This is a genomic window from Isoptericola sp. NPDC056605, assembly GCF_042792795.1.
GTDB lineage: Bacteria > Actinomycetota > Actinomycetes > Actinomycetales > Cellulomonadaceae > Isoptericola.
In genome coordinates, this window is record NZ_JBHTVT010000010.1 from 97,694 (window position 1) to 121,463 (window position 23,770).

The 23,770-nt window shown below is 74.5% G+C and carries 19 protein-coding genes and 3 pseudogenes; 15 read left to right on the forward strand and 7 right to left on the reverse strand.

Features of this window, described 5'->3' with window-relative positions; all coding sequences use genetic code 11:
- Positions 1-12 precede the first annotated feature (12 nt).
- From ACFQ8Y_RS12170 to ACFQ8Y_RS12185, 4 genes are all read right to left on the reverse strand, one after another.
- Positions 13-894 carry a DUF3097 domain-containing protein gene (locus ACFQ8Y_RS12170; protein ID WP_430550083.1) on the reverse strand — a complete coding sequence of 294 codons (882 nt, stop codon included), beginning with the start codon at positions 892-894 and terminating at the stop codon, positions 13-15.
- Between the two features lie 133 nt (positions 895-1,027).
- Positions 1,028-1,240 carry a hypothetical protein gene (locus ACFQ8Y_RS12175; protein ID WP_430550082.1) on the reverse strand — a complete coding sequence of 71 codons (213 nt, stop codon included), beginning with the start codon at positions 1,238-1,240 and terminating at the stop codon, positions 1,028-1,030.
- Positions 1,241-1,341: 101 nt separating this feature from the next.
- Positions 1,342-4,191: an AAA family ATPase gene (locus ACFQ8Y_RS12180; RefSeq protein ID WP_430585612.1), complete on the reverse strand. Its 2,850-nt coding sequence runs from the start codon at positions 4,189-4,191 to the stop codon at positions 1,342-1,344.
- A 68-nt stretch (positions 4,192-4,259) separates the two neighbouring features.
- Positions 4,260-4,457, reverse strand: a complete 198-nt coding sequence (locus ACFQ8Y_RS12185; protein ID WP_430550080.1) for a hypothetical protein — start codon at positions 4,455-4,457, stop codon at positions 4,260-4,262.
- Between the two features lie 319 nt (positions 4,458-4,776).
- Here ACFQ8Y_RS12185 and ACFQ8Y_RS12190 point away from each other — a divergent pair, with 319 nt between their 5' ends.
- The 15 genes and pseudogenes from ACFQ8Y_RS12190 to ACFQ8Y_RS12260 all read left to right on the forward strand — a co-directional run bounded on the left by ACFQ8Y_RS12190 (position 4,777) and on the right by ACFQ8Y_RS12260 (position 20,625).
- Positions 4,777-5,874 (forward strand): HrcA family transcriptional regulator, encoded by a 1,098-nt coding sequence (locus ACFQ8Y_RS12190; RefSeq protein ID WP_430585613.1) that lies wholly within the window; start codon positions 4,777-4,779, stop codon positions 5,872-5,874.
- A gap of 73 nt (positions 5,875-5,947) precedes the next feature.
- Positions 5,948-7,072: a molecular chaperone DnaJ gene (gene dnaJ, locus ACFQ8Y_RS12195; RefSeq protein ID WP_430550078.1), complete on the forward strand. Its 1,125-nt coding sequence runs from the start codon at positions 5,948-5,950 to the stop codon at positions 7,070-7,072.
- A gap of 42 nt (positions 7,073-7,114) precedes the next feature.
- Positions 7,115-7,903 carry a 16S rRNA (uracil(1498)-N(3))-methyltransferase gene (locus ACFQ8Y_RS12200; RefSeq protein ID WP_430563610.1) on the forward strand — a complete coding sequence of 263 codons (789 nt, stop codon included), beginning with the start codon at positions 7,115-7,117 and terminating at the stop codon, positions 7,901-7,903.
- A 45-nt stretch (positions 7,904-7,948) separates the two neighbouring features.
- Complete coding sequence (locus ACFQ8Y_RS12205) at positions 7,949-8,302, forward strand: histidine triad nucleotide-binding protein (protein WP_430550076.1); 354 nt, start codon at positions 7,949-7,951, stop codon at positions 8,300-8,302.
- A gap of 109 nt (positions 8,303-8,411) precedes the next feature.
- Positions 8,412-9,134: pseudogene (locus ACFQ8Y_RS12210) on the forward strand (PhoH family protein); the annotation flags it as partial.
- Between the two features lie 369 nt (positions 9,135-9,503).
- Positions 9,504-9,938: pseudogene (locus ACFQ8Y_RS12215) on the forward strand (LAGLIDADG family homing endonuclease); the annotation flags it as partial.
- A 267-nt stretch (positions 9,939-10,205) separates the two neighbouring features.
- Positions 10,206-10,568 (forward strand): annotated as a pseudogene (locus ACFQ8Y_RS12220) (PhoH family protein); the annotation flags it as partial.
- Entirely contained in the window at positions 10,565-11,017 is a 453-nt protein-coding gene (gene ybeY, locus ACFQ8Y_RS12225; RefSeq protein ID WP_429764144.1) for an rRNA maturation RNase YbeY, read from the forward strand. The pseudogene ACFQ8Y_RS12220 and the gene ybeY, both read left to right, overlap by 4 nt.
- A 28-nt stretch (positions 11,018-11,045) precedes the next feature.
- Positions 11,046-12,425: a hemolysin family protein gene (locus ACFQ8Y_RS12230; RefSeq protein ID WP_430550075.1), complete on the forward strand. Its 1,380-nt coding sequence runs from the start codon at positions 11,046-11,048 to the stop codon at positions 12,423-12,425.
- Positions 12,422-13,411 (forward strand): GTPase Era, encoded by a 990-nt coding sequence (era, locus tag ACFQ8Y_RS12235; RefSeq protein WP_430563611.1) that lies wholly within the window; start codon positions 12,422-12,424, stop codon positions 13,409-13,411. Before ACFQ8Y_RS12230 ends, era begins: the two co-directional genes overlap by 4 nt.
- 97 nt (positions 13,412-13,508) lie before the next feature.
- Complete coding sequence (locus ACFQ8Y_RS12240; RefSeq protein WP_430585614.1) at positions 13,509-15,077, forward strand: alpha/beta hydrolase family protein; 1,569 nt, start codon at positions 13,509-13,511, stop codon at positions 15,075-15,077.
- Between the two features lie 196 nt (positions 15,078-15,273).
- A complete protein-coding gene (locus ACFQ8Y_RS12245) occupies positions 15,274-16,965 on the forward strand; it encodes a hypothetical protein (protein ID WP_430585615.1) in 1,692 nt (563 codons plus the stop codon).
- Between the two features lie 240 nt (positions 16,966-17,205).
- Positions 17,206-18,987: a 2-isopropylmalate synthase gene (leuA, locus tag ACFQ8Y_RS12250; protein ID WP_430585616.1), complete on the forward strand. Its 1,782-nt coding sequence runs from the start codon at positions 17,206-17,208 to the stop codon at positions 18,985-18,987.
- A gap of 95 nt (positions 18,988-19,082) precedes the next feature.
- Complete coding sequence (recO, locus tag ACFQ8Y_RS12255) at positions 19,083-19,814, forward strand: DNA repair protein RecO (protein ID WP_430585617.1); 732 nt, start codon at positions 19,083-19,085, stop codon at positions 19,812-19,814.
- Positions 19,815-19,830: 16 nt separating this feature from the next.
- Entirely contained in the window at positions 19,831-20,625 is a 795-nt protein-coding gene (locus ACFQ8Y_RS12260; RefSeq protein WP_430550069.1) for an isoprenyl transferase, read from the forward strand.
- Positions 20,626-20,691: 66 nt separating this feature from the next.
- Here ACFQ8Y_RS12260 and ACFQ8Y_RS12265 read toward each other — a convergent pair whose 3' ends face one another.
- The 3 genes from ACFQ8Y_RS12265 to ACFQ8Y_RS12275 all read right to left on the reverse strand — a co-directional run bounded on the left by ACFQ8Y_RS12265 (position 20,692) and on the right by ACFQ8Y_RS12275 (position 23,770).
- Positions 20,692-21,747 (reverse strand): iron-siderophore ABC transporter substrate-binding protein, encoded by a 1,056-nt coding sequence (locus ACFQ8Y_RS12265; RefSeq protein ID WP_430585618.1) that lies wholly within the window; start codon positions 21,745-21,747, stop codon positions 20,692-20,694.
- Between the two features lie 62 nt (positions 21,748-21,809).
- Entirely contained in the window at positions 21,810-22,700 is an 891-nt protein-coding gene (locus ACFQ8Y_RS12270; protein ID WP_430585619.1) for an ABC transporter ATP-binding protein, read from the reverse strand.
- A complete protein-coding gene (locus ACFQ8Y_RS12275) occupies positions 22,697-23,770 on the reverse strand; it encodes a FecCD family ABC transporter permease (RefSeq protein ID WP_430550066.1) in 1,074 nt (357 codons plus the stop codon). The genes ACFQ8Y_RS12270 and ACFQ8Y_RS12275 overlap by 4 nt, the downstream gene beginning before the upstream one ends.

Here is a 23,770-nt window from a genome sequence, read left to right on the forward strand (position 1 = left end):
CGGGAGGCGCGGTCAGGCCGTCACGAAGTCGATGAGCTCCTCGACCCGGCCCAGCAGGGCCGGGTCGAGGTCGCGGTAGTCCCGCACGGTCGCGAGGATCCGCTGCCACGCGCGGCCGACGTCCTCGGTGGTCGACGCCGGCCAGCCCAGCTCCCGCAGGATGCCGCGCTTCCACTCCGTGCCCCGCTCGATGGTGGGCCACGACGCCAGCCCGAGCCGTTCCGCCTTCACGGCCTGCCACACGTCGACGTACGGGTGGCCGAGCACGACGACGGTGCCGCGCGGCACCCGCTTCAGGGCGTCGTCGGCGAGGCGCCGCTCCTTCGAGCCGGGCACCAGGTGGTCGACCAGGACGCCGACCCGCCGCTCCGGCGTCGGGGCGAACTCGTCGAGGGCGTCCGCGAGGTTGTCCACGCCGTCGAGCAGCTCGACCACGACGCCCTCGACGCGCAGGTCGTCGCCCCACACCTTCTCGACCAGCTCGGCGTCGTGCTTGCCCTCCACCCAGATGCGCGACCCGCGGGCCACCCGGGCGCGCTGGTCGTGCACCGCCACGGAGCCCGACGCCGTCCGGGTGGGTCGCTCCGGGGCGCGGGTGGTCACGGGGGCCGTCAGCTCCACCGGCTGCCCGTCCACCCAGAAGCCCGGGCCCAGGGGGAACGACCGGGTGCGACCGCGCCGGTCCTCCAGCACCACGAGGTGGACGCCGCCCGACTTCTCCACGCGCACGACGGCGCCCACCCAGCCCGTCGTGACCTCCTCCACCACGAGGCCGTGGTCGGCGGCGCGCGGCCGGGACACGGGCCGGCGGCGGTGATGGGCGGAGCCGTCCGGGGCGCCCGGGGCGCGGGAGCCGGAGGAGGACAGGACGTCGGAGCCGTAGCGGTCGTGCACGGCGGTGAGCCTACGGTCGCGACCGCGACGAAGGGGCTCCCGACACGCGCCGCGCGCCGTCCGGTCGGAACCGGACGGCGCGCGGACGGTGTTGCCTGGTGAGCTGCCTGGTGTGATGTCGTGCGCGCTCCGCTCACGCGTGCCGCGGCCGGTGCAGCGGGGCCACCGCGGGGCGGCGCCGGGCCTGCGGCGGTTCGGCCCGCCCCGACGGCTCCAGGCCCGCGACAGCGCCCCGGAGCGCGCGGCGCGAGGCGTGGAGCTCGTGCGCCAGGCGGCGCAGCGCGACCTCGCGCTCGAGCTCCTCCTGACGGCGCTCGAAGAGCATGTCGTACACGTGCGGATCCATGATGTCCTCCAGCCGGGGTGTGGTGTCACGCCTAGGGAGGACGCCAGGGGTCGGTCCGTACACGACTGCTCAGGGCATGTGTACAGGTGCGTCGGGCGACGTCAGGCCGGATCGTCGCGCGCCAGGACCGCCGCCTCCGTGCGGCTGGACACGCCGAGCTTGCGCAGGATGGCGGAGACGTGCACCGACGCCGTCTTGCGGCTGATGAACAGCCGCTCGGCGATCTGCCCGTTCGTCAGACCCTCGGCGACGAGCTCGAGCACCTGACGCTCGCGGTCGGTGAGCGCGCGGTCGGGCTGCCGTGCGCGGGTGGTGGCCCGGGCGAGGCCCGCGCCGGTGAGCAGCGCGCGCGCCTGGTCGCGCACGAGGCCGCAGCCGATCGCGTCCGCCGCCTCGACGGCGGCGTCCAGCCGCTCGCGCGCGGTGGCGCGGTCACCGGCCTCCAGGAGCGACGCCCCGTCGCGGTACAGGGCGTAGGGCCGGAGGTGCGCGGGCCCGTCGGCCGCGACGACCGCCTCCCACGACCCGTCTCCGAGCTCGGCGGCGAACACCGCCGCCCAGGTCGGGTAGGTCGGCCACACGGTGCACGTCGCCAGCGCCGCACGGTACGGCGCGACGTCGACCTGCCGCCCCGCCCGCCGGGCGCGGTCGAGCACGCGCGCGGCGACGGCGAGCGTCGTGAGCCGGTAGAACGGGCCCAGCGCCTCGGGCTCGACGGCGATCCGGACGAGGTCGAGCGCGTCGTCCAGGTCGTCGCGCAGGAGGGCGAGCTCTGCCAGGGTTCCCGACACCCGCGCCCGGATCTGTTCCTCCACCCGGCCGAAGCGCTGCCAGGTCGTGCGGTGCACCCGCGCCCGCGCCTGGGCGGCGTCGACGTCACCGCGCCACATCGTGAGCCACGTCCATCGTTCGCCCAGGTACACGGCGTAGTCGCTGGGGTCGACGAGCGGGACGGAGCGCGCGTACCACGCCTCGGCGTCGGACCACCGGCCGGACCCGATCCACGCCTCCGCCACGTTCCCCTCGAGCATCGCTCGGGTGGCCCAGCCGGCACCGAGCGCGCGCGCGAACTGCGCGCCCGACTCGGCGAGGTGCTCCGCCTCGGCGAACTGGCCGAGCTTGAGGCGGGTGTCGGACGCGTTGGTGTAGTAGTGGCACTGGGCGCGCCAGTCGTCGCCCGCCATCTCGTGGGACCGCTCGAGCTCGTCCAGGGCGTCGAGGTCCCCGCGGTCCAGGCGGCTCATCGCCCGGAGGTTGAGGGCGAGCGAGGCGTTCTGGTGGTCGCCGACCGACGTCGCGGCGGCGAGCGCCTCGCCGGCGGCCGCGATCGCCTCGCCGTGGCGGTGGTCCATCATCGCGTTCCGCGCCTTGAGCCGGAGCAGCGGGGCCCGGCCGGCGGGGTCGTCCGGTGGCAGGAGGGCGAGCGCCTCGTCGAGCATCTGGTCCGAGCCCGGGTCGCCGGCCTTGCCGAGGATGTGGGCGAGGGTCGACAGCGCCTGCGCCCGCCCCGCGGGGTCGTCCGCGGGCCACTCCGCCACCGCCTCACGGGCCAGCGCCGCCCCCCGGTCGATCTGCGCGGAGTCCTGCAGGGCGACGGACACGTGGCGCAGCAGGGCGGCACGGTGCAGCCCGGCGACCTTCTCGGCGTCGGGCACCAGCTCCCAGAGCTCGAGCGCGCGCTCGCCCGCGGCGGCGACCACGGCGGAGGACGCCTGCCCGTAGGTCTCGGGCACCGCGACGACCTCGACCGCCGAGGCGAGCGCCCGGTCCGGCAGGCGGGCGCGCCACCAGTGGTCGGCCGCGGCCGCGATCCGCGCGAGCGTGCGCTCACCGTCCTCGAGCGCGCTCGCGCACGCCGCGTGCAGCCGGCGCGACTCGCCGGGCAGGAGCTCGGCGTCGACCGACTCCTGGATGAGCGCGTGCCGGAAGCGGTAGCCGTCGGTGTCCGCCACGAGCACGTGCGCGTCGACCGCCTCCCGGGCGGCCGCCTCCGCGTCGTCGAGGCCTCCCGCGCCGAGCATGGCGACGAGCAGCTCGTGCGGGGCCCGCTGGCCCGCCGCGGCGACGGTGCGGCAGAAACGCTGGGCGGCGTCGCTGAGGGACGAGTAGCGCAGGAGCAGCAGCTCGCGCAGCGAGTCGGGCAGCGCGTCACCGGCGAAGTCCGCCAGCTCCTCGGCGTAGAACGGCACACCCTCGCTGCGCTCGACGAGCTCGCCGAGCACCGTGCCGGGCAGGTCGGGGGCGTCGGGGCGCCTCGAGACGAGGGACCAGAAGAGCCGCGTCGCCTCGGCGGCGTCGAGGCGAGGCACGTCGACGCGGGTCGCGAGCCGCGCCCGCTCCAGCTCGGCCAGGGTGGTGCGCAAGGGGTGGCGCCGCCCGACGTCGTCGCTGCGGTAGGTGGCGACGACGAGCAGGGTGGTGGCGGGCGCGGTACGCGCCAGGCGGGCGAGCACGGTGCGGGTGACGTCGTCGGACCAGTGCAGGTCCTCGAGGACGAGGACGACCGGGCGCTCGCCGGCGAGCGCGGTCATGAGGTCGGCGAGCACCTCGGGCAGGCGCCCGGTGTCGACGTCGCGCCGCACGTCGACCAGGCGCGGCGCGAGGAGCCCGAGCGCGTCCGCGGCCGGCCCGGCCGCGGCGAGCGTCGCCTCCGGCCCGATCGTGTCGACGACGTCGGACAGGACCCCGGTGAGCGCGGCGTAGGGGAGGGGGCCCGACCCGGAGTCGGCGCACTGCCCGTGCAGGACGAGCGGCGCGGCGTCGCCGGCCCCGATCTCCGTGCCGACCTCTGCGAGGAACTCCGTCACGAGGCGCGTCTTGCCGATGCCCGCCTCGCCGCCGACGACGACCACGCCGCCGGAGCCGTCGCGGGCGTTCGTGAACGCCTCGCGCAGGGAGGTCAGCTCGGCGGCGCGGCCGACGAGCGGCGAGGGGGCGGCTGGGGTGGGCACGTCGTCATCGTGCCAGGCCGGACGGGGCCCCGCCGCGTCCGTGGGCGCCGCCGCGCCCGAGGTGGCGGTCACTGCGGCCAGGGCCGGACCAGGCCCGCGGGCAGCTCCCAGGAGCGACGGGTCGCGCGGCGGCGGCGGGCGGTCGCCCGACGGCGGGCGTGACGGGCCTGCCGTGCGGCGCTCCGTGCCGCAGCCTCCTGGCGCACCGCCTGCTCCAGGTCGACCTGGCGGGCGCGGAACTCGTCGTAGTACAGGTACTCGTTCATCACCGGTCTCCTTCTCCGCTCGGCGTCGTCCGGTCCGGACGGCCGCCGGTGGTTCCACCCTCCGTTCCTGAGGTACCGGCGCGGATCGGTCAGGTGCCGGATCTTCGCGGGCCGGGGTACCTCAGACGGTCGCGGGGTACCTCAGCCCGGCGCGCGGGTGCGGGTCGGCGCGGGTTCCGGCCGGGGCCCGGCGTGTCGGGCGCGGGTCCCGCGGACCTCCGGCGAGCCCGCGTAGGATGGCACTCGGGACATGAGAGTGCTAAGGGTGGGCGCTCAGGGCAGGAGGGCCCGCATCACCCCGTCGGACCCGAGGAGGACCGTGAGCGAGGAACGTCGCCTGGCCGTGCTCCGCGCGATCGTGGAGGACTACGTCCACACGCGCGAGCCCGTGGGGTCGCGCGTGCTCACGGAGCGGCACGGTCTCGGGGTCTCGCCCGCCACGATCCGCAACGACATGGCGGCGCTGGAGGAGGCCGGGTACATCGCCCAGCCGCACACGTCCGCCGGCCGGATCCCGACCGACAAGGGGTACCGCCTCTTCGTCGACCGGCTCGCGGAGGTGCGGCCGCTCACCAGCCCGCAGCGACGGGCGATCGAGACGTTCCTGTCCGAGGCGATCGACATGGACGACGTGCTCGGCCGTGCCGGGCGGCTCATCGCCCAGCTCACCGGCCAGGTCGCGGTGGTCCAGTACCCGTCGCTGCGGCTCGCGGGGCTCCGGCACCTCGAGCTCGTCCCCGTCGGCGGCGCGCGGTTGCTGGTCGTGGTGATCAGCGACGCCGGCCGCGTGGAGCAGCGGTTCCTCGACGTCGGCGTCGGGCCGGGGGCGGAGCCCGCGGTCGTCGCCGTGGACGCCCCTGCCGGCCCGGAGCCCGACCCCGGTGCCCTCGACGAGGGCACGCTGAGCGAGCTGCGCGCGCGGCTCAACTCCGCCGCGGCGGGCAAGGGGCTCGCCGACCTGCCCGAGGCCTTCGCGCGCGTCGTGGTCGGGGTGGACGCCACCCTCGCCCCCTTGGCCCGCGGCATCGCCGACCTCGTGGTCGACACGCTCGGCGCGCAGCGCGAGGACCGCATCGTGCTGGCGGGCACCGCCAACCTGGCCCGGGCCGACATGCGGTTCGAGCAGGGCCTGAGCCCCGTGCTCGAGGCGCTCGAGGAGCAGGTCGTGCTGCTCGGGCTCCTCACCGAGCTGGCGGCCGAGCCCGTCGGCCGGGGCGGCGGGGTGGGCGTCCGCATCGGGCACGAGAACCGCCTCGACGGCCTCGCCGAGACCTCCGTCGTCGCCTCCGGCTACGGCGGCGACGGCGACACCGTGGCGATCCTGGGGTCCATCGGCCCCACCCGGATGGACTATCCGGGCACGATCGCCTCCGTCCGGGCCGTCGCCCGCTACCTGTCCCGGGTGCTGCCCGGCTGACCGGGCCGCGGCGGCACCCCCAACCAGCCGACCTGACCGTGCACGTCACCGACACGTCACCGAAGAGAGACCTGTGACCGACTACTACGAGATCCTGGGCGTCCCCCGCGACGCCTCGGCCGAGCAGATCAAGAAGTCGTACCGCAAGCTCGCGCGCGAGCTGCACCCCGACGTCGCCGGCGAGGCCGGCGAGGAACGCTTCAAGGACGTCGCCCGCGCCTACGAGGTGCTGTCCAACCCGGACAAGCGCCAGCAGTACGACATGGGCGTGGACCCGAGCTCGCCGTCCGGCGGCGCGGGCGCCGGCTTCGGCAACGGCTTCGGCTTCCAGGACATCTTCGAGACCTTCTTCGGCGGCGGCGGCCAGCCCGCCGGGCCCGTGCCGCGCGCCCGTCGCGGCCAGGACGCCCTCGTGCGGATGGACATCGACCTGGCGGAGGCGGCGTTCGGCGCCAAGCGCGAGCTCCAGGTCGACACCGCCGTCGTGTGCGGCACCTGCGGCGGCAACGGCTGCCGGCCGGGCACCGACCTCAAGACCTGCGACGTCTGCCACGGCCGCGGCAACGTGCAGCGTGTGGCCCGCTCCTTCCTCGGCCAGGTCATGACGACCGCGCCGTGCGCGGCCTGCCAGGGCTTCGGCACGGTCATCCCCGAGCCGTGCGCCGACTGCTCGGGCGAGGGGCGCGTCCGCTCGCGCCGCACGCTGACGGTCAACGTGCCGGCCGGCGTGGACACCGGCACGCGCATCAAGCTCACCTCCCAGGGCGAGGTCGGCCCCGGCGGCGGCCCCGCCGGCGACCTGTACGTCGAGATCCGCGAGAAGCCGCACGACACGTTCGTGCGGCGCGGCGACGACCTGCACTGCACCCTCCAGGTGCCGATGACGGCGGCCGCCCTCGGCACCGTGCTCGACCTGGAGACGCTGGACGGCGAGCAGGAGATCGACCTGCGGCCGGGCACCCAGCCGGGGCAGGTCGTGACGCTCAAGGGCCTGGGCGTCGGGCACCTGCACGCCGGCGGCCGCGGCGACCTCAACGTGCACGTCGAGGTCCAGGTGCCGACAGGCCTGGACGACGAGCAGACCGAGCTGCTGCGCTCGCTGGCCACGCTGCGTGGCGAGGAGCGGCCCGAGCCCCGCCTCTCCGCCGCGCACCCGGGCGTGTTCTCGCGGCTGCGGGACAAGCTGAGCGGTCGCTGACGTGGGCGCGGCACCCGGGGCCTCGCGGGCGGGGCGCACGACGTGAGCGCGCCGGTGTTCCTCGCCGACGGCGGGGCGCTCGGTGCGCTCGGCCCGGGTGACGTCTACGTGCTCGACGGCGCCGAGGGGCGGCACGCGGGCGTCGTGCAGCGCCGGGGCCCGGGCGAGCGGCTGGACGTGGTCGACGGCGCGGGCACGCGGCTGCGGTGCGTGGTCGACGCCGTCGAGGACGGCGAGGTGCGGCTGCGCGTCGACGAGGTGGTGGTCGAGCCGGCCCCCGGCGTCGTGCTGACCCTGGTGCAGGCGCTCGCGAAGGGGGACCGCGACGAGCTGGCCGTCGAGGCCGCCGTCGAGGTGGGCGTCGACGCGGTGGTGCCGTGGCAGGCCGACCGGTCCGTCGTCGTGTGGCGCGGGCAGCGGGCGGCGAAGTCGCGCGCCAAGTGGGTGGCGACCGTGCGCTCGGCCGTGAAGCAGGCGCGGCGCGCCTGCCTCCCGCCCGTGGCGGAACCCGTCACCTCGCGGCAGCTCGCCGTCCGCGTCCGCGACGTCGTCGCCGACGGCGGGGCCGTCGTCGTGCTGCACGAGGACGCCACGACGGCGCTCGCGGACGTCACGCTCCCCGCGCCGTCGTCGGCAGCGCCGGCCACTTCGGCCACGCCGGCGCTGCTCGTCGTCGTCGGGCCGGAGGGCGGGATCTCCGACGCGGAGGTCGCCGCGCTCGAGGAGGCGGGCGCCGTGACCGCGCGGCTCGGGCCGCACGTGCTGCGGACGTCCACGGCCGGGCCGGTCGCCGTCGCGCTGCTCAGCGAGCGCCTCGGGCGCTGGGCCTGAGCGGACCGACGGCACGCCGTCGCGGCGCGCGGTAACGTCCGGGTCATGACGAGCGCGCCCAGCACCGACTGCCTGTTCTGCAAGATCGTCGCCGGCGACCTGCCGGCGGACGTGGTCGCCAGCACCGACCGCGTGATCGCGTTCCGCGACATCGACCCGAAGGCGCCCGTGCACGTGCTGGTGGTGCCGAGGGAGCACCACGGCGACGTCGCGACGCTCGCCAAGGCGGACCCGGCCCTGCTCGCCGAGGTGGTGGCGATGGCCGACCGGGTGGCCGGCGACCTCGCCGACGGCCAGTACCGGTTCGTCTTCAACTCCGGGCCCCGGGCGGGGCAGAGCGTGTTCCACGTGCACGGCCACGTGCTCGCAGGCGCCCAGCTGGGCTGGACGCCGGCCTGAATTCGGCTGTCCTGCCTGCCGCCGCTCGATAGACTCGGTTCCTCAGCACGTCCCTGGCATCGTCTCTCGCACCGTCTCGCTGAAGGAGGGCCCCGGCGGCAGCCGGCCCATGACATCGACACCCCACACCGCCCCCGGCACGCCCGGCGCGCACGCCGAACGGTCCACCGAGCACCGCATCGTGGTGCCGCCGCACGTGCCGATGGTGGCGCTGCTGGGCAGCAGGGACTCCGTGCTGCGGGCCGTGGAGGACGGCTTCCCCGGCGTCGACGTGCACGCGCGCGGCAACGAGATCGTCGTGAGCGGTCCGGCCGGGGACGTCGCCCTGGTCTCCCGCCTCCTCGACGAGCTGGTCGAGGTGGTCGAGTCCGGCACGCCGCTGACCCCCGAGGTGGTGGCGCGGTCGGTGCAGATGCTCACCGCCGCGTCCGTGCAGCGCCCGGCCGAGGTCCTGACCTTCAACATCCTGTCCAGCCGCGGCCGCACGATCCGGCCGAAGACGGTGGGCCAGAAGCACTACGTCGAGGCGATCGACGCGAACACGATCACGTTCGGCATCGGCCCCGCGGGCACGGGCAAGACGTACCTCGCGATGGCCAAGGCCGTGCAGGCCCTGCAGGCCAAGCGGGTCAACCGGATCGTGCTCACGCGCCCGGCCGTGGAGGCGGGGGAGAAGCTCGGCTTCCTGCCCGGGTCGCTGAGCGACAAGATCGATCCGTACCTGCGGCCGCTGTACGACGCGCTGCACGACATGATGGACCCCGACGCCATCCCGCGGCTCATCGAGGCCGGGACCATCGAGGTGGCGCCCCTGGCCTACATGCGGGGCCGTGCGCAGCCCTACGACGCGAAGATCCTCACGCCGACCGGCTTCCGCGAGATGGGCAGCCTCCGGGTGGGCGACCTGGTGGTCGGGTCGGACGGGCGTCCCACGCCGGTGATCGGGATCTACCCGCAAGGCGTCAAGCAGGTGTACCGAGTGACCGCGTCCGACGGGTCGTCGACGGTGTGCTGCAGTGAGCACCTATGGACCGTGCGGACCGCCTCCGACAAGCGGCGCGGTAAGTCCCGGACCCTCGAGACCCGCGAGATGCTCGGCCAGGAGTGGAACGGCCATACCCGGCGGTTCGAGCTCCCGATGGTCGCCCCGGTGGAGCAAGAACCCCAAGGTGTGCCGATGGACCCCTATGCACTCGGCCTCATGCTGGGCGACGGGAGCAGCACCTCGTACGCGACCCCTTCCTTTACGACGGCGGACCCCGAGCTCGCCGAGGCGCTCGAGGCTGCGCTGCCCAGTATCGTGCTGGTCGACAAGGGCGGGTACAACTACGTGCTCCGGCACGTCGACGGCCATCGCGGCGGGGTGATCGTCGCGAACCCGGTCAAGGTCGCGCTGCGTGAGCTCGGTCTGGACGGCAAGAAGTCGCGCACGAAGTTCGTGCCCGAGGTCTACCTGAACAACAGCAGGGCCGTGCGGCTCGCCGTCCTCCAGGGACTCCTGGACACCGATGGTGGTCCCGTGACACAGGCCGGGCGCACCTGCCGGGTGCAGTACGTGACAACGTCCCCTCGGCTGCACAAGGACGTTGTGCGGCTCGTCCAGTCGTTGGGCGGTACCGCGACGACGCGCCTGCGGGAGGCCGAGGGTCGCAAGCCCGGTCTCGCGAACGGCCGGCCCGTGCCGTACCGGTCGGACGCCTTCGTCGTCGAGATCCGGCTGCCCGAGGGCGTGGCGCCGTTCCGCCTCACGCGCAAGGCGCAGAAGTACGCCGAGCTCGGCGGCGGCCGGCCGATGCGGTTCATCGACTCGATCCTCCCCGCCGGGGAGAAGGAGACGATGTGCATCCAGGTCGCGGCGGCGGACTCGCTGTACGTCACGGACGACTTCCTGGTCACGCACAACACGGTGAACGACTCCTTCCTCATCCTCGACGAGGCGCAGAACACCTCCGCCGAGCAGATGAAGATGTTCCTCACGCGCCTGGGCTTCGGCTCCACGATGGTCATCACGGGCGACGCCACGCAGGTGGACCTGCCGGGCGGCACGACGTCGGGCCTGCGGGTGGTCGAGGACATCCTCACCGGGGTCGACGACGTGGAGTTCTGCCGGCTGACCTCGGCGGACGTGGTGCGGCACAAGCTGGTCAGCGACATCATCGACGCCTACGCGCGCTGGGACGTGGCGACGGCACGCCCGGACCAGGGCAGGCAGGGACAGGGACGGCAGGGCCGCGGCCCGCACGAGCGAGGGGCACGCAGGTCATGAGCATCGAGGTCGCGAACGAGTCCGGCGTCGAGGTGGACGAGGCGGAGTTCGCCGCGCTCGGCCGGTTCGTGCTGGACACCCTGCACGTGCACCCGCGCAGCGAGCTGTCGATCATGTTCGTCGACACGACCGTGATGACCGAGCTGCACGTGCAGTGGATGGACGAGCCGGGCCCCACCGACGTGCTCTCCTTCCCGATGGACGAGCTGCGCCCCGGGCGCGAGGGCGAGGAGACGCCGCCCGGCACGCTGGGCGACGTCGTGCTCTGCCCGGAGGTGGCGGCGCAGCAGGCGAAGGTCGCGGGGCACTCCACGGCCGAGGAGCTGCTGCTGCTCACCACGCACGGCATCCTGCACCTGCTCGGCTACGACCACGCCGAGCCGGAGGAGGAGAAGGAGATGTTCGCGCTGCAGCGCCGGCTCCTGCTCACCTTCCTCGCCGGCCGGTGAGCGCGACGTCGGACCGGATGGTGGCCTGATGGACGGACCGGAGCTGCTGCTGGCGCTCGTGGCCGTGGTCGCGCTCGCCCTGGCGGGGATGCTGTCGGCCGGCGAGGCCGCGGTGCTGCGGATCACCCGCACCTCGGTCTCGGACGCGGTGATCGAGGCGGAGACCGCGGAGGACCTCACGGCCACGGCCCGTCGCACCCGCCTCACCCGGCTGCGCGCGGTGCAGGGTCTCGTCGTCGACCCGCCCGCCGCCGTCGCGGCGTTCGCGCTGGTGCGGGTGTTCGCCGAGACCGTCGCGCTCGCGGCGGCGACGCTGATGATCGCGGACTGGTTCGACACGTGGTGGCAGGTGCTGCTCGTGGCCGGCGTCGTGGGCCTCGTGGCCGGCGTCGTCTTCGTGCGCCTCAGTCCGCGCGCGCTCGGGCTGCGCCGGCCGCTGCCCGTGCTCGTCGCGCTCGCCGGGCCGCTGTCCGCGGTGCACCGCGCCGCGGCCTGGCTCACCGACCGCACCACCGAACGCGGCGCGGGGCGCGCCCCCGAGCGCGACGGCGAGCACGACCCGGGCGAGGACGCGCTGCGCGAGGTCGCCGAGCGGGTGCGCGACAACGAGGCGATCGAGGACGCCGAGCGGGAGCTCATCCGCTCGGTCGTCCAGCTGGGCGGCACGCTGACCCGCGAGGTCATGGTGCCGCGGACCGACATGGTGACGGTCACGGCGACGACCCCGCTGCGCAAGGCGATGCGCCTCTTCCTCCGCTCGGGGTACTCGCGCGTGCCCGTCGTCGGCGAGGAGGTGGACGACCTCGTGGGCGTCGCCTACCTCAAGGACGTCGCCCGCGTGCTGGAGAACGAGCCCTCGGCCGCGGACCGGCCCGTGGTCGAGGTCGCCCGGGACGCCGTCTTCGTGCCGGAGTCGAAGCCCGCGGACGAGCTGCTCCGCGAGATGCAGGCCTCCCGCTCCCACATCGCGGTCGTCGTCGACGAGTACGGCGGTATCGCCGGGCTCGTCACCGTCGAGGACGTCATCGAGGAGCTCGTCGGCGAGCTGACCGACGAGCACGACACCGCCCCGGAGCTCGAGCCCGAGGACCTGGGCGACGGCACGTTCCTCGTCTCCGCGCGGATGCCCGTCGACGAGCTCGGCGAGCTGTTCGACCTGCGGCTCGACGACGACGACGTGGACACCGCGGGCGGCCTGATCGCCAAGGCCCTCGGCAAGGTGCCGCTCACGGGGGCGACGGCCGACGTCGGGGGGCTGCACCTCGTGGCCGACCGCGTCGAGGGCCGCCGCAAGCAGCTCGCCACCCTCCGGGTGCGCCGCACGACCTCTCCCTCGCACGACGAGGACGACCCAGCAGCGGGTGGCCAGCACGCCACGCCGCCAGACCAGAAGGAAGCACACGCATGACCACCGAGCGCCACCATCCCTCCGTCGTCGCCCCGCACGACGAGGGTGACGCCCACCGCTCCGGCTTCGCCTGCCTCGTCGGGCGGCCCAACGTCGGCAAGTCGACGCTCACCAACGCGCTGGTGGGGGAGAAGGTCGCGATCATGTCCGCGCGGCCCCAGACCACGCGGCACACGATCCGCGGCATCGTGCACCGCGACGACGCCCAGCTGGTGCTCGTCGACACGCCGGGCCTGCACCGCCCGCGCACCCTGCTCGGCGAGCGGCTGAACGCGCTGGTGCAGGACACGCTCGGCGAGGTCGACGTCATCGCGTTCTGCCTGCCCGCCGACCAGAAGATCGGCCCCGGCGACCGGTACATCGCCTCGCAGCTCGCCCCCCTGATGGAGGGCCGGCGTGCGGTGCCCGTCGTCGCCGTCGTGACGAAGTCCGACCTCGTGGACCGCGGGCGCCTCGCGGAGCACCTCCTGGCCGTCGACGAGCTCGCCCGCTCCGTCGACCGCGACTGGTCGGCGATCGTGCCGGTGTCCGCCCGCGACGGCTACCAGGTGGACGAGCTAACCGACGTGCTCGTCGCCCACCTGCCCGCCGGGCCGGCGCTCTACCCGGGCGGCGAGCTCACCGACGAGCCCGAGCAGGTCATGGTCGCCGAGCTGGTGCGCGAGGCCGCGCTCGAGGGCGTCCGCGACGAGCTGCCGCACTCGTTGGCCGTCGTGGTCGAGGAGATCCTCGAGCGCGAGGGCAGCGGCGACCCGGACAGGGGGAAGCCGCCGCTGCTGGACGTCCGCGTCAACCTGTTCGTGGAGCGCGACAGCCAGAAGGCGATCATCATCGGCAAGGGCGGGTCGCGGCTGCGGGAGGTCGGCACCAACGCCCGCAAGGGCATCGAGAAGCTGCTCGGCACGCGCGTGTACCTCGACCTGCACGTCAAGGTGGCCAAGGACTGGCAGCGGGACCCCAAGCAGCTGCAGCGCCTCGGCTTCTGACGTCGCGCGGGAGCCCGCCGGCTCCCGGGGGACGTCCTCCGAGGTCGTGGGGGAAATCCCTGCCGTCTCCCGGCACGGCGCCGAGTAGCATCGCTGCGTGGTGTTCCGGACTATTGCGACGACGGCGGCGATCCTGGTGGGCCTGGCACTGACCGGGGCGGTGGCCGGCCCGCAGTGGGACCCGGTGCCCGTGACGGACCACCTCGTCCCGGCCACCGACGACACGGCCATCGGCGGCGTCGCGCCCGGCGCGGACGTCGGCGAGGTCGGCGAGTTCGAGGTCCGCGAGACGCCCGTGACGATCCCGCTCGACGGCGCCGTCGTCGGCGGGCTGCTGCGCCAGCCGCTGACCGAGGACGGCGACCTGCTGGCCGACCGGCCGGGCGTCGTGTACGTGCACGGCGCGGGCACGGGCAAGTCCACGGAGGCCTTCACCGAGTCGGCCACCGCGCTCGCGAGCGCGGGCGTCGTGACGCTCGTGCCCGACAAGCGGCTGGACACCTACACCACCCGGGACCGGGACTACGTGGCCATGGCCGCGGACTACCAGCACTCGGTCGACCTGCTGCGCACGATCGACGGCGTCGACGCCGCGCAGGTCGGCGTCTACGGGGAGTCGGAGGGCACCTGGATCGTGCCCGTCATGCAGGCGCAGGACCCGACCATCGCGTACACGGTCCTCGTCTCGGCGCCGGTGGTGCCGCCCCGCCAGCAGGCAGCGTTCGCGGTGGACAGCTACCTGCGCAACACCGGGGTGCCCCAGCAGGTGTTCCGCGCGATCCCGCGGGCGGTCGGGATGCAGCTGCCCGGCGGCGGCTTCGAGTACGCCGACTTCGACGTGCGCCCGTGGCTCGAGCGGCAGACCGCACCCGTCCTCGTGGCCTACGGCACGGCCGACCCGTCGATGCCGGTCGAGCAGGGCGCGCGACAGGTCATCGCCGACACCGCCGTGAACGGGGACGACGCCCCCGTGACGGTGCGCTACTACGCCGGGGCCAACCACGGGATCAACGTGCCGCTGGACGGCGGGATGCACCTGCACCCCGACTTCGCGCGCGACGTCGCCACCTGGATCCAGGGCATGCCCGGCACGGCCGACGCGCCGCCCCGGGTCGCCGGGGAGACTCCCAACCAGCTCTACGTCGCGTCGGCCGTCCCGCAGCCGCGGTGGTGGGGCAACGGGGACATCGTCGTGGGCGCGGTGATCGCGGGCGCCGCGCTGCTCGTGGTCGGCCCCCTCGTGTGGGGTGTGCACGCGCTGGTGCGGCGTCTCTTCCTGCGCCGGTCGTCGGTCGCCGCGCCGCGCCTCGCCCGCGGGCTCCGGTCGTCGCTGCTGGGTCTCGGCCTGGGCTCGGTGGCGACGATGGTCGCGCTCGTGGTGTACCTCCTGGCGGTGGCGCGCCTCGCCCTCGACTACCAGCGCGACGACCTCGTCGTGCAGGGCGGCTGGATCGTGGTGCGCCTCCTCGGGGTCGCGACGGCCGTCGCCGCCGCGCTGGTGATCCGCCGGGTGGCCGACGCCAGGGCGGAGCGCCGTGCGGGGGACGACGTCGTGGTGGTCGCGCGCGGCTGGCCCGCCGTGCTGACGTTCTGGTGCACCCTGGCCGGGTCGCTCGCGCTCCTGGGCACCCTCGCGTACTGGGGCGTGTACCAGCTCGGCATCTGACCGGCGTCCGTACCGGCAGCGAGCCGGCACCGTGCCGGGATCTGCGGGCGGAGGGTGAGCGCGGCGTGCGGGAGCGGCGACGGTGTGACCGACCCGTCCGCGCGGGAGACGACGCGAAGGGCCGGCGTCGGGTAGAAACGGGTGCGGGGGCACGATGGCCCGGTCCCCTTCGGATCCCAGCCCTGGAGACGCACGCATGACCGATCCCGACACCCTCGACGCCCCCGAGCAGGAGCGCTCGCCGTTCGGCGGTGTGGCGGTCCGCGAGCTCGTGCGCGACGTGGTGGCCGCGTTCGCGCTGCTCGTCGCCCTCCCGCTGCCGTGGGACCACGCCCACCGTGGCAGCGACCGGCTGGAGATCGTGCTCGCGACCGTCCTCGCGCTCCTGGCGATCGCCGCCCCGTACCTGCGGCGCGGCGGCGTCGGCCCGTCGTCGTGGGACGTCCTGACCTCGCGGCGCACGGTGGCGCTCGCCTGCGTCCCCTACGCGGTCGTCGCGGTCGTGTACCTGGTGCTGGACGCCCTCGCCCCGGCGGACGCCGCGGGCGGGGTCGGAGCCGGGCTCGCGGTCGGCCTGGCGGGTGCCGCGCTCGCGGCCGCGCCCCGGTGGGCGCACGCCCCGGCGGTCGTCGCCGGGGTGGTCGCGCTCGGCACGCTCGCGACCCCGGTCGCGGCGCTCGTGCAGGGTGCTCCCTGGGCCGTGTCCGTGGTCGGTCTCCTCAACGCCCTCGTGGTGCTGGGCGTGCTGTGGTTCACCGTCGGGACGTACCTGCGCTCGGGCGACCTCGCCTCCGGCTACGTGCTGCTGGCCCTGGGTGGCGCCGTCACGCTGGAGCTCGTGCTCTTCGCCGGGGGCAACGCGGACCCCTGGTTCGAGAGCGTGCACGGGCAGCGCCTCGGCCTCCTGCTCCTCCCGGTGGTCGCGGCGGTCACGGCGCGCCGCATCGTCGACGACGCCGCGGCGACGGCGGGAGAGCCCGACGACGTGCGGGCCTCCCGCTGGGTGGCCGTCGCGCTGCGGGCGCTGGCCATCGTGGCGCTGGTCGCGGCGTTCGTCGCCCTCGTCGCGCTGGTGCTGATCGTGGCGGACGGCGTCCGCGTGGGCCGCGTGCTGCGGCTCGTCGTCGGCGTGCTGATGGTCGGGGTCGCGATCGCCGCGCGGCGGTCCCTCGCCCGCGACGCGCGCACCGGGCACGCCGCCGCCGTGGGCGCCGCGTGCGTGATCGTGGTGCTCGGCCTGGTGATCGTCGTCGCCCGCGCCGGTCTCGGCACGCAGTCCAACGTGGAGGAGCTGCTGGTGGCGTTCGGTCTGCCGGCCATCGCGCTCGCCGTCCTGCTCGTGCCGCCGTCGGTCCGTGCGCTCGTCGCGTCCGCGCCCGAGACGCCCGATCCCGAGCCGACGCACCCGGCGTCCTCCGACCTCCCGGCCTCCGGCCCTGCGGCGCCCGAGCCCGCGCCGACCGGACCGGCGACGCCCGAGCCCGCGCCGACCGAGCCCGCACCGACCGAGCCCGCACCGACCGAGGCGGAGACGACGGAGCCCGCGACGGGCACGTCGCCGACCCCGGTGGCCGCGGCCGCGTCCCGCCCGGCGCCCCGCCCCGTCGACGCGACCCAGCAGATGGAGCCCGTCCGCGCCGCCCTCGCGCCCGACTCCACGCAGGTGCTCCCGCCCGTGCAGGCGCCGCCCGCCCAGGCACCGGGGTGGTCGGTGGCCCAGGCGATGGACCCGTCGACGCCGCTCGCGGACCTCGCGCGGATCTCGGCGGAGGCACCCCACCTGCGCTCGTACGTGGCCGCGAACCCCTCGACCTATCCGGCGCTGCTGGACTGGCTCGGCGCCCTCGGAGACCCCGCCGTCGACGCCGCGCTGCGCTCCCGGCGCTAGGTCAATACGCTGCGGCAAGGCGGGCGTCCGGTCGGATCCTGGACGCCTCAGGCGACGCCCTGACGAAGGTGTACGGTGGCAGCGTGCAGCGCACGGTGAGCCTTCTCCTTCGGTGCCGCGGCGGGGCCCTCTAAGGCCGGACCCCCGTCGCGGAGGTTGTGGCGCGCCGGCCGACTGGTCATGACCGACGACCCCACCCGGGTCGGCGGTCACCGAGCCCCCACCGAAGGACGCGACACCATGCAGAACCATCACCCTCAGGGCATCGCCGGCGCCAACCCCCAGCGCCCCTCCGGGATGCCGTACACGCGATACCTCCCGTTCCACGAGCAGATCGCCGTCGACCTGCCGGACCGGACGTGGCCCGACAAGCGCATCGCGAAGGCCCCCCGCTGGTGCGCCGTCGACCTGCGCGACGGCAACCAGGCCCTGATCGAGCCGATGGACGCCGAGCGCAAGCTGCGCATGTTCGACCTGCTCGTGCAGATGGGCTACAAGGAGATCGAGGTCGGCTTCCCGTCCGCGTCGCAGACGGACTTCGACTTCGTGCGCCAGCTCATCGACACCGGCCGCATCCCCGACGACGTGGTCATCCAGGTGCTCACGCAGTGCCGCGACCACCTCATCGAGCGCACCTACGACGCCATCCGCGGCGCCAAGCAGGCGATCGTGCACATCTACAACTCGACGTCGATCCTGCAGCGCGAGGTCGTGTTCCGCAGCGACATGGACGGCATCGTCGACATCGCGCTGCAGGCCGCGCGCCTGTGTCGCAAGCTCGAGGAGACCGTCCCCGAGACGACGGTGTACTACGAGTACTCGCCCGAGTCGTACACCGGCACGGAGCTCGAGTTCGCCGCCCGCATCTGCAACGAGGTGCTGGAGGTGCTGGAGCCGACGGCCGAGCGCCCGGTGATCGTCAACCTGCCGGCGACGGTCGAGATGGCCACCCCGAACGTCTACGCCGACTCGATCGAGTGGATGAACCGGAACCTGGCGTTCCGCGAGCACGTCGTGCTGTCGCTGCACCCGCACAACGACCGGGGCACCGCCGTCGCCGCCGCCGAGCTCGGCTACCAGGCCGGCGCCGACCGCATCGAGGGGTGCCTGTTCGGCAACGGCGAGCGGACCGGCAACGTCGACCTGGTGACGCTCGGCATGAACCTGTTCAGCCAGGGCGTCGACCCGCAGATCGACTTCACCGTCGGCGGCGGCATCGACGGGATCCGCCGCACGGTCGAGCACTGCAACCAGATCCCCGTGCACGAGCGGCACCCGTACGTGGGCGACCTCGTCTTCACCGCGTTCTCCGGCTCCCACCAGGACGCGATCAAGAAGGGCTTCGAGCACATGGCGGCCCGCGCGGAGGCGGAGGGCAAGCCGGTCGACGAGCTCACCTGGGGCGTGCCGTACCTGCCCATCGACCCGAAGGACGTGGGTCGGTCGTACGAGGCCGTCATCCGCGTGAACTCGCAGTCCGGCAAGGGCGGCATCGCGTACCTGCTGTCCACCGAGCACTCGCTGGACCTGCCGCGTCGCCTGCAGATCGAGTTCTCCGGCGTCGTGCAGCACTACACGGACACCGAGGGCAGCGAGGTCACCGGATCCGACATCTGGCGGATCTTCAGCGACGAGTACCTGCCCGTCGAGGTGGGCGACCCGCGGGGGCTGGAGCCGTGGGGCCGCCTGCGGCTGCGCGAGACCCGGACGACGTCGGCCGAGGGCGGCGTCACCGCGCTCGCCGTCGACGTCCTGGACCAGGGCGTGGAGCACACGCTGGAGGGCACCGGCAACGGGCCGCTCGCCGCGTTCGTCGACGCGATCTCGAAGGTCGGCGTGGACGTGCGGGTGCTCGACTACGCGGAGCACGCCCTGTCCGAGGGCGGCGACGCCACCGCCGCGGCCTACGTCGAGTGCCAGGTGGGCGACGACGTGCTGTGGGGCGTCGGCATCGACCCGTCCATCACGACGGCGTCGCTCAAGGCGATCGTGTCGGCCGTGAACCGCGCCGCCCGCGCCTGACCCGTCCCGCGAGCCATCAGGGCCAGGGCCAGGGCCACGTCCGCGTGGCCCTGGCCCTGACCTGTTTCGTGGGCGGGGGCTGAGAGAATGGGCCCGTGCCCCTGTACCGAGACGACGCGATCGTGCTGCGCACCCACAAGCTGGGCGAGGCCGACCGGATCGTCACGTTCCTCACCCGCGAGCACGGCAAGGTGCGCGGGGTCGGCCGCGGGGTGCGGCGCACGTCGTCGCGCTTCGGGGCGCGGCTGGAGCCGTTCATGGTCGTGGACGTGCAGCTGCACACCGGGCGCAACCTCGACACCGTGACGCAGGTGGAGACGGTGGGGGCCTACGCCCGCGCCATCTGCGAGGACTACGCGCTGTACACGTCCGGCGCGGCGATGCTCGAGGCCGCCGACCGCCTGGTCGCCGCGGAGCACGAGCCCGCCGTGCAGCAGTACTGGCTGCTCGCCGGGGCCCTGCGGGCGCTGGCCGAGCGCGCGCACGCGCCGGGCCTGGTGCTCGACTCGTACCTGCTGCGCGGGCTCGCCGTCGCCGGCTGGGCGCCGTCGTTCACCGACTGCGCCCGCTGCGGCGAGCCCGGCCCGCACCACGCGTTCTCGGTCGGACAGGGCGGCGCGGTGTGCTCCCGCTGCCGGCCGCCGGGCTCCACGGCACCCGCTCCGGAGACCTTCGCGCTGCTCGGCGCCCTGCTCGGCGGGGACTGGGAGACGGCGGACGCCTCCGAGACGCGCCACCGCGCCGAGGCCTCGGGGCTGGTCGCCGCCTACTCCCAGTACTACCTGGAGCGCACGCTGCGTTCGCTGCGCATGATCGAGCGCACATGATCGAGAGAGAGGCCTGATGCCCCGTTCGTCCGTCGAGTACGCCGAGCCCTACCCGCACCCCTCGGGCGCGACGCCGCCGAACATCCCCGCGCAGTTCGTGCCGAACCACGTGGCGATCGTCATGGACGGCAACGGCCGGTGGGCCAACGCGCGCGGGCTGCCGCGGGTGGAGGGGCACAAGCAGGGGGAGAAGTCCCTGCTCGACGTCGTGGCCGGCGCCGTGCAGATCGGCGTCCGGCACGTCTCCGCGTACGCGTTCAGCACGGAGAACTGGAAGCGGTCGCCGGACGAGGTGAAGTTCCTCATGAACTTCAACCGCGACGTCATCCGCCGGCGACGCGACGAGATGTCGTCGTGGGGCGTGCGCATCCGTTGGGCCGGCCGCCGGCCGAAGCTGTGGGGCTCGGTGATCAAGGAGCTGCAGGTCGCCGAGGAGATGACCCGGGAGAACGACCGCTGCACGCTGACGATGTGCGTCAACTACGGCGGGCGGGCGGAGATCGCCGACGCCGCGGCCGCCATCGCGCGCGAGGCTGCGGCGGGGAGGCTGAACCCGGCGCGGGTCTCGGAGAAGACCGTCCAGAAGTACCTCGACGAGCCCGACCTGCCGGACGTCGACCTGTTCCTGCGCTCGTCGGGGGAGCAGCGCACCTCGAACTTCATGATCTGGCAGGCGGCGTACGCCGAGATGGTGTTCCTGCCCGAGCCGTGGCCCGACGTCGACCGTCGGCACCTGTGGCGGGCCGTGGAGGAGTTCGCGCGCCGCGACCGCCGTTACGGCGGGGCCGTCGACACCCCCGACGCCGGATGAACGAGCAGGAACCCCCGTCCGGTCGTGGCGACCGGGCGGGGGTTCCTGCGTGTTCGGGCGGGGGGATCAGTCGCCGAGCACCGTCGCCATGGAGTCGACGAGGGCGGGCAGACCGTTCTCCCAGTACACCGACAGGGCGGTGGGCGGCGACACGGCCGACACCTCCGCCGTCCCGACGACCTTCACGACCTGCCCGGCCTTGACCGCGGGGATCGCCTGGAGGTCCTTGTTGTCGTCGAAGGCCTGGGCGGCCTCGTCGCTGGCCGAGTAGGAGATGACGAAGTCCGAGTCGAGCTTGTCCAGCTCCTCGTAGGACAGGTCGTAGTAGAAGCTGCCGTTCGACGTGTCGAGGTCCGTGACCGAGGGCGCGTTCTTCACGCCCAGGCCCTCGAGGAACACGGTCCGCGGGTCCAGCGGCGTGTAGACGGAGACGATGCCCTTCGTCGGGTCGTCGTAGATCGCCGCGAACGTCTTGCCGGCGAACTCCGGGTGCTCGGCGGCCTGCTGGGCGACGAAGTCGTCGATGTCGCCGAGCACCTGGTCGCCCGCGTCCGAGCGGCCGAGGGCCTCGGCCGTGAGCGTGATCGTGTCCTGCCACGTGGTGGTCCACGGGGCGTCGGGGTAGGCGACGACGGGGGCGATGTCGCTCAGGACGTCGTACTGCTCCTGGGTGAGCCCGGAGTAGGGCGCCACGATGAGGTCGGGCTTCGCCTCGACGAACTCCTCGTAGGGCACCGTCGAGCCGCCCTCGGGGTCGGACAGGATGGCGGGCTTGTCCACGCCCTCCTCGTCGTAGGCGTCCTCGACCCACGGCAGCAGCGCGTCCTCGCCGACGGTGTAGATCTGCTCGGCGACCGCGACCGGGTAGACGCCGGCGGCGATGGCGGCCTCGGTGGAGCCCCAGCCCCACGTGGCGACCCGCTGCGGCGCCTTCTCGATCACCGTCTCGCCGAGCGCGTGCTCGATCGTGATCGGGAACTCGTCGGTGGGCTCGGAGCGGACGTTGCCCGAGGCGGCCGACTGGTCGCTTTCCGGGGCGTCGTCGGAGGCGCAGCCGGCGAGGGTCAGGGCGGCCGTCGCCGCGAGGGCGGCGGCAGCGGTGAGAGGACGGCGAAGACGCACGAGTTCTCCTCGGTTGCTCGCGCCGGCGGCGCGAGAGGAACAATAGGTGAGGCGAGCCTAACCTATCTCGGGCCGTCGCCGTGCGTCCGGCCGAGGGGGACGACGAGTGGCGTTCCCGACACCGGGTCCGGCACGACCTGCGCCCGCAGGCCGAACGCCGCATGCACCGAGGCGGCGGTGAGCACGTCACCGGGGCGGCCCTCGGCCACCACCTGCCCGGCGCTCATCACCACCAGGTGGTCGGCGTACCGGGCGGCCAGGTTGAGCTCGTGCAGCACCATCACCACGGTGGTGCCCCGGGTGCGGTTCAGCTCGGTCAGCAGGTCGAGCAGGTCGACCTGGTGGGCGAGGTCGAGGTACGTGGTGGGCTCGTCGAGCAGCACGACGTCGGTCTCCTGCGCCAGCACCATCGCGATCCACACCCGCTGGCGCTGGCCGCCCGACAGCTCGGCGACGGGCCGGTCGGCGAGGTCGGCGACCCCGGTGGCCTCCAGGGCGCGCAGCACCGCGCCGTCGTCGGTGGAGCTGTGCCGGCCGAACCACCCCTGGTGGGGATACCGGCCGCGGCCCACGAGCTCCGCGACGCGGACGCCGTCGGGCGCGATCGACGACTGCGGCAGCACGCCGACCCGCCTCGCCAGCTCCTTGCGCGACAGGCCGCCCACGTCCTCGCCGCCCAGCGTCACGCGGCCGCCGTCGAGCGGGTGCAGGCGCGCCAGGCCGCGCAGGAGGGTCGACTTGCCGCACGCGTTGGGGCCGACGATCGCCGTCACGCGGCCGGCGGGGAGCTCCAGGTCGAGCCCGTCGATCACGCGGTGCCCGTCGTACCCGAGGCTCACGCCGTGCGCGCGCAGCGTGACGTCCGGCGCCGCCTCCCGGCGCGTGCCGGACGTCGTGCCCGGCGTCGCGTCAGGACGCGCGGGCGGCGCGGGGGGCCGGTGCACGTCGGTCATGCGAGCCTCTTCCTTCGGTCGGTGGCCAGGAGCCACAGCAGGTACGGGGCGCCGATCAGCCCGGTCACGATGCCTGTGGGCGCCTCGAGGCCGAACAGCAGGTGCTGACCCACGACGTCCGCGGCGAGCACGAGGACGGCGCCGGTGAGCACCGAGACGGCGAGGGCGGCGCCGCCGTCGGACAGCAGGCGGCGCGCGATCGCGGGGGCCACGAGGGCCACGAACGCGAGCGGGCCGACGAACGACGTCGCGACCCCCACCAGGCCGACGGCCAGCAGCAGGGACGTCACGCGGGCGGCGTCGACGGGGACGCCGAGGGCGCGCGCGTTGTCGTCGCCGAGCGCGAGCGGGCCCTGCCACCGTGAGACGGCGGCGATCCCGGCGCCGAGGACCAGGGCGGCCGCGGCGAACGCCACGAGGTCCGCGCCGCGCACGTCGGCCACGCTCCCGACCGTCCACACGAGGGCGGACTGGGCGGCGCGGATCTCGACGCTCGCCAGCAGCCAGGCCAGCAGCGACGAGCACAGGTAGGCGAAGCCGACGCCGACCAGGACGAAGCGGATCGAGTGCAGGCCCTGGCGCCACGCGAACAGCCAGATGGCGATCGCGACGACGAGCGCGCCCACGAACGCCGCCCCGGACACGGCCAGGCCGGTGAGGCCCAGCACGAGCATCGCGGTGACCGCGCCGAGGCTCGCGCCGCTGGCGATGCCGAGGATGTCCGGGCTGGCGAGCGGGTTGCGCAGGGTGGTCTGGAACATCGCGCCCGCGAGCCCGAAGGACGCGCCCGCGAGGACGGCCGTCTCGATGCGGGGCAGCCGCAGCCGGTGCACGACGAACATGTCGGCGTCCGACCCGACGCCGAACAGCGCCGCCAGGGCGCGGCCGGGCGCGAGCGACGCCTCGCCGAGCGTGAGGGCGAGGGTCGCGAACGCCACGAGGAGGACGACGAGCGACGCGACCACGAGGGTGAGCCGCCGCCGACGGCGGCGGCGCAGGGAGGCGACGGGGTCCGCGGCGGCGACGGGGGAGTCGGGGCCCGCCGGGCGGGCGGCGAGGTCGGCGGTCAT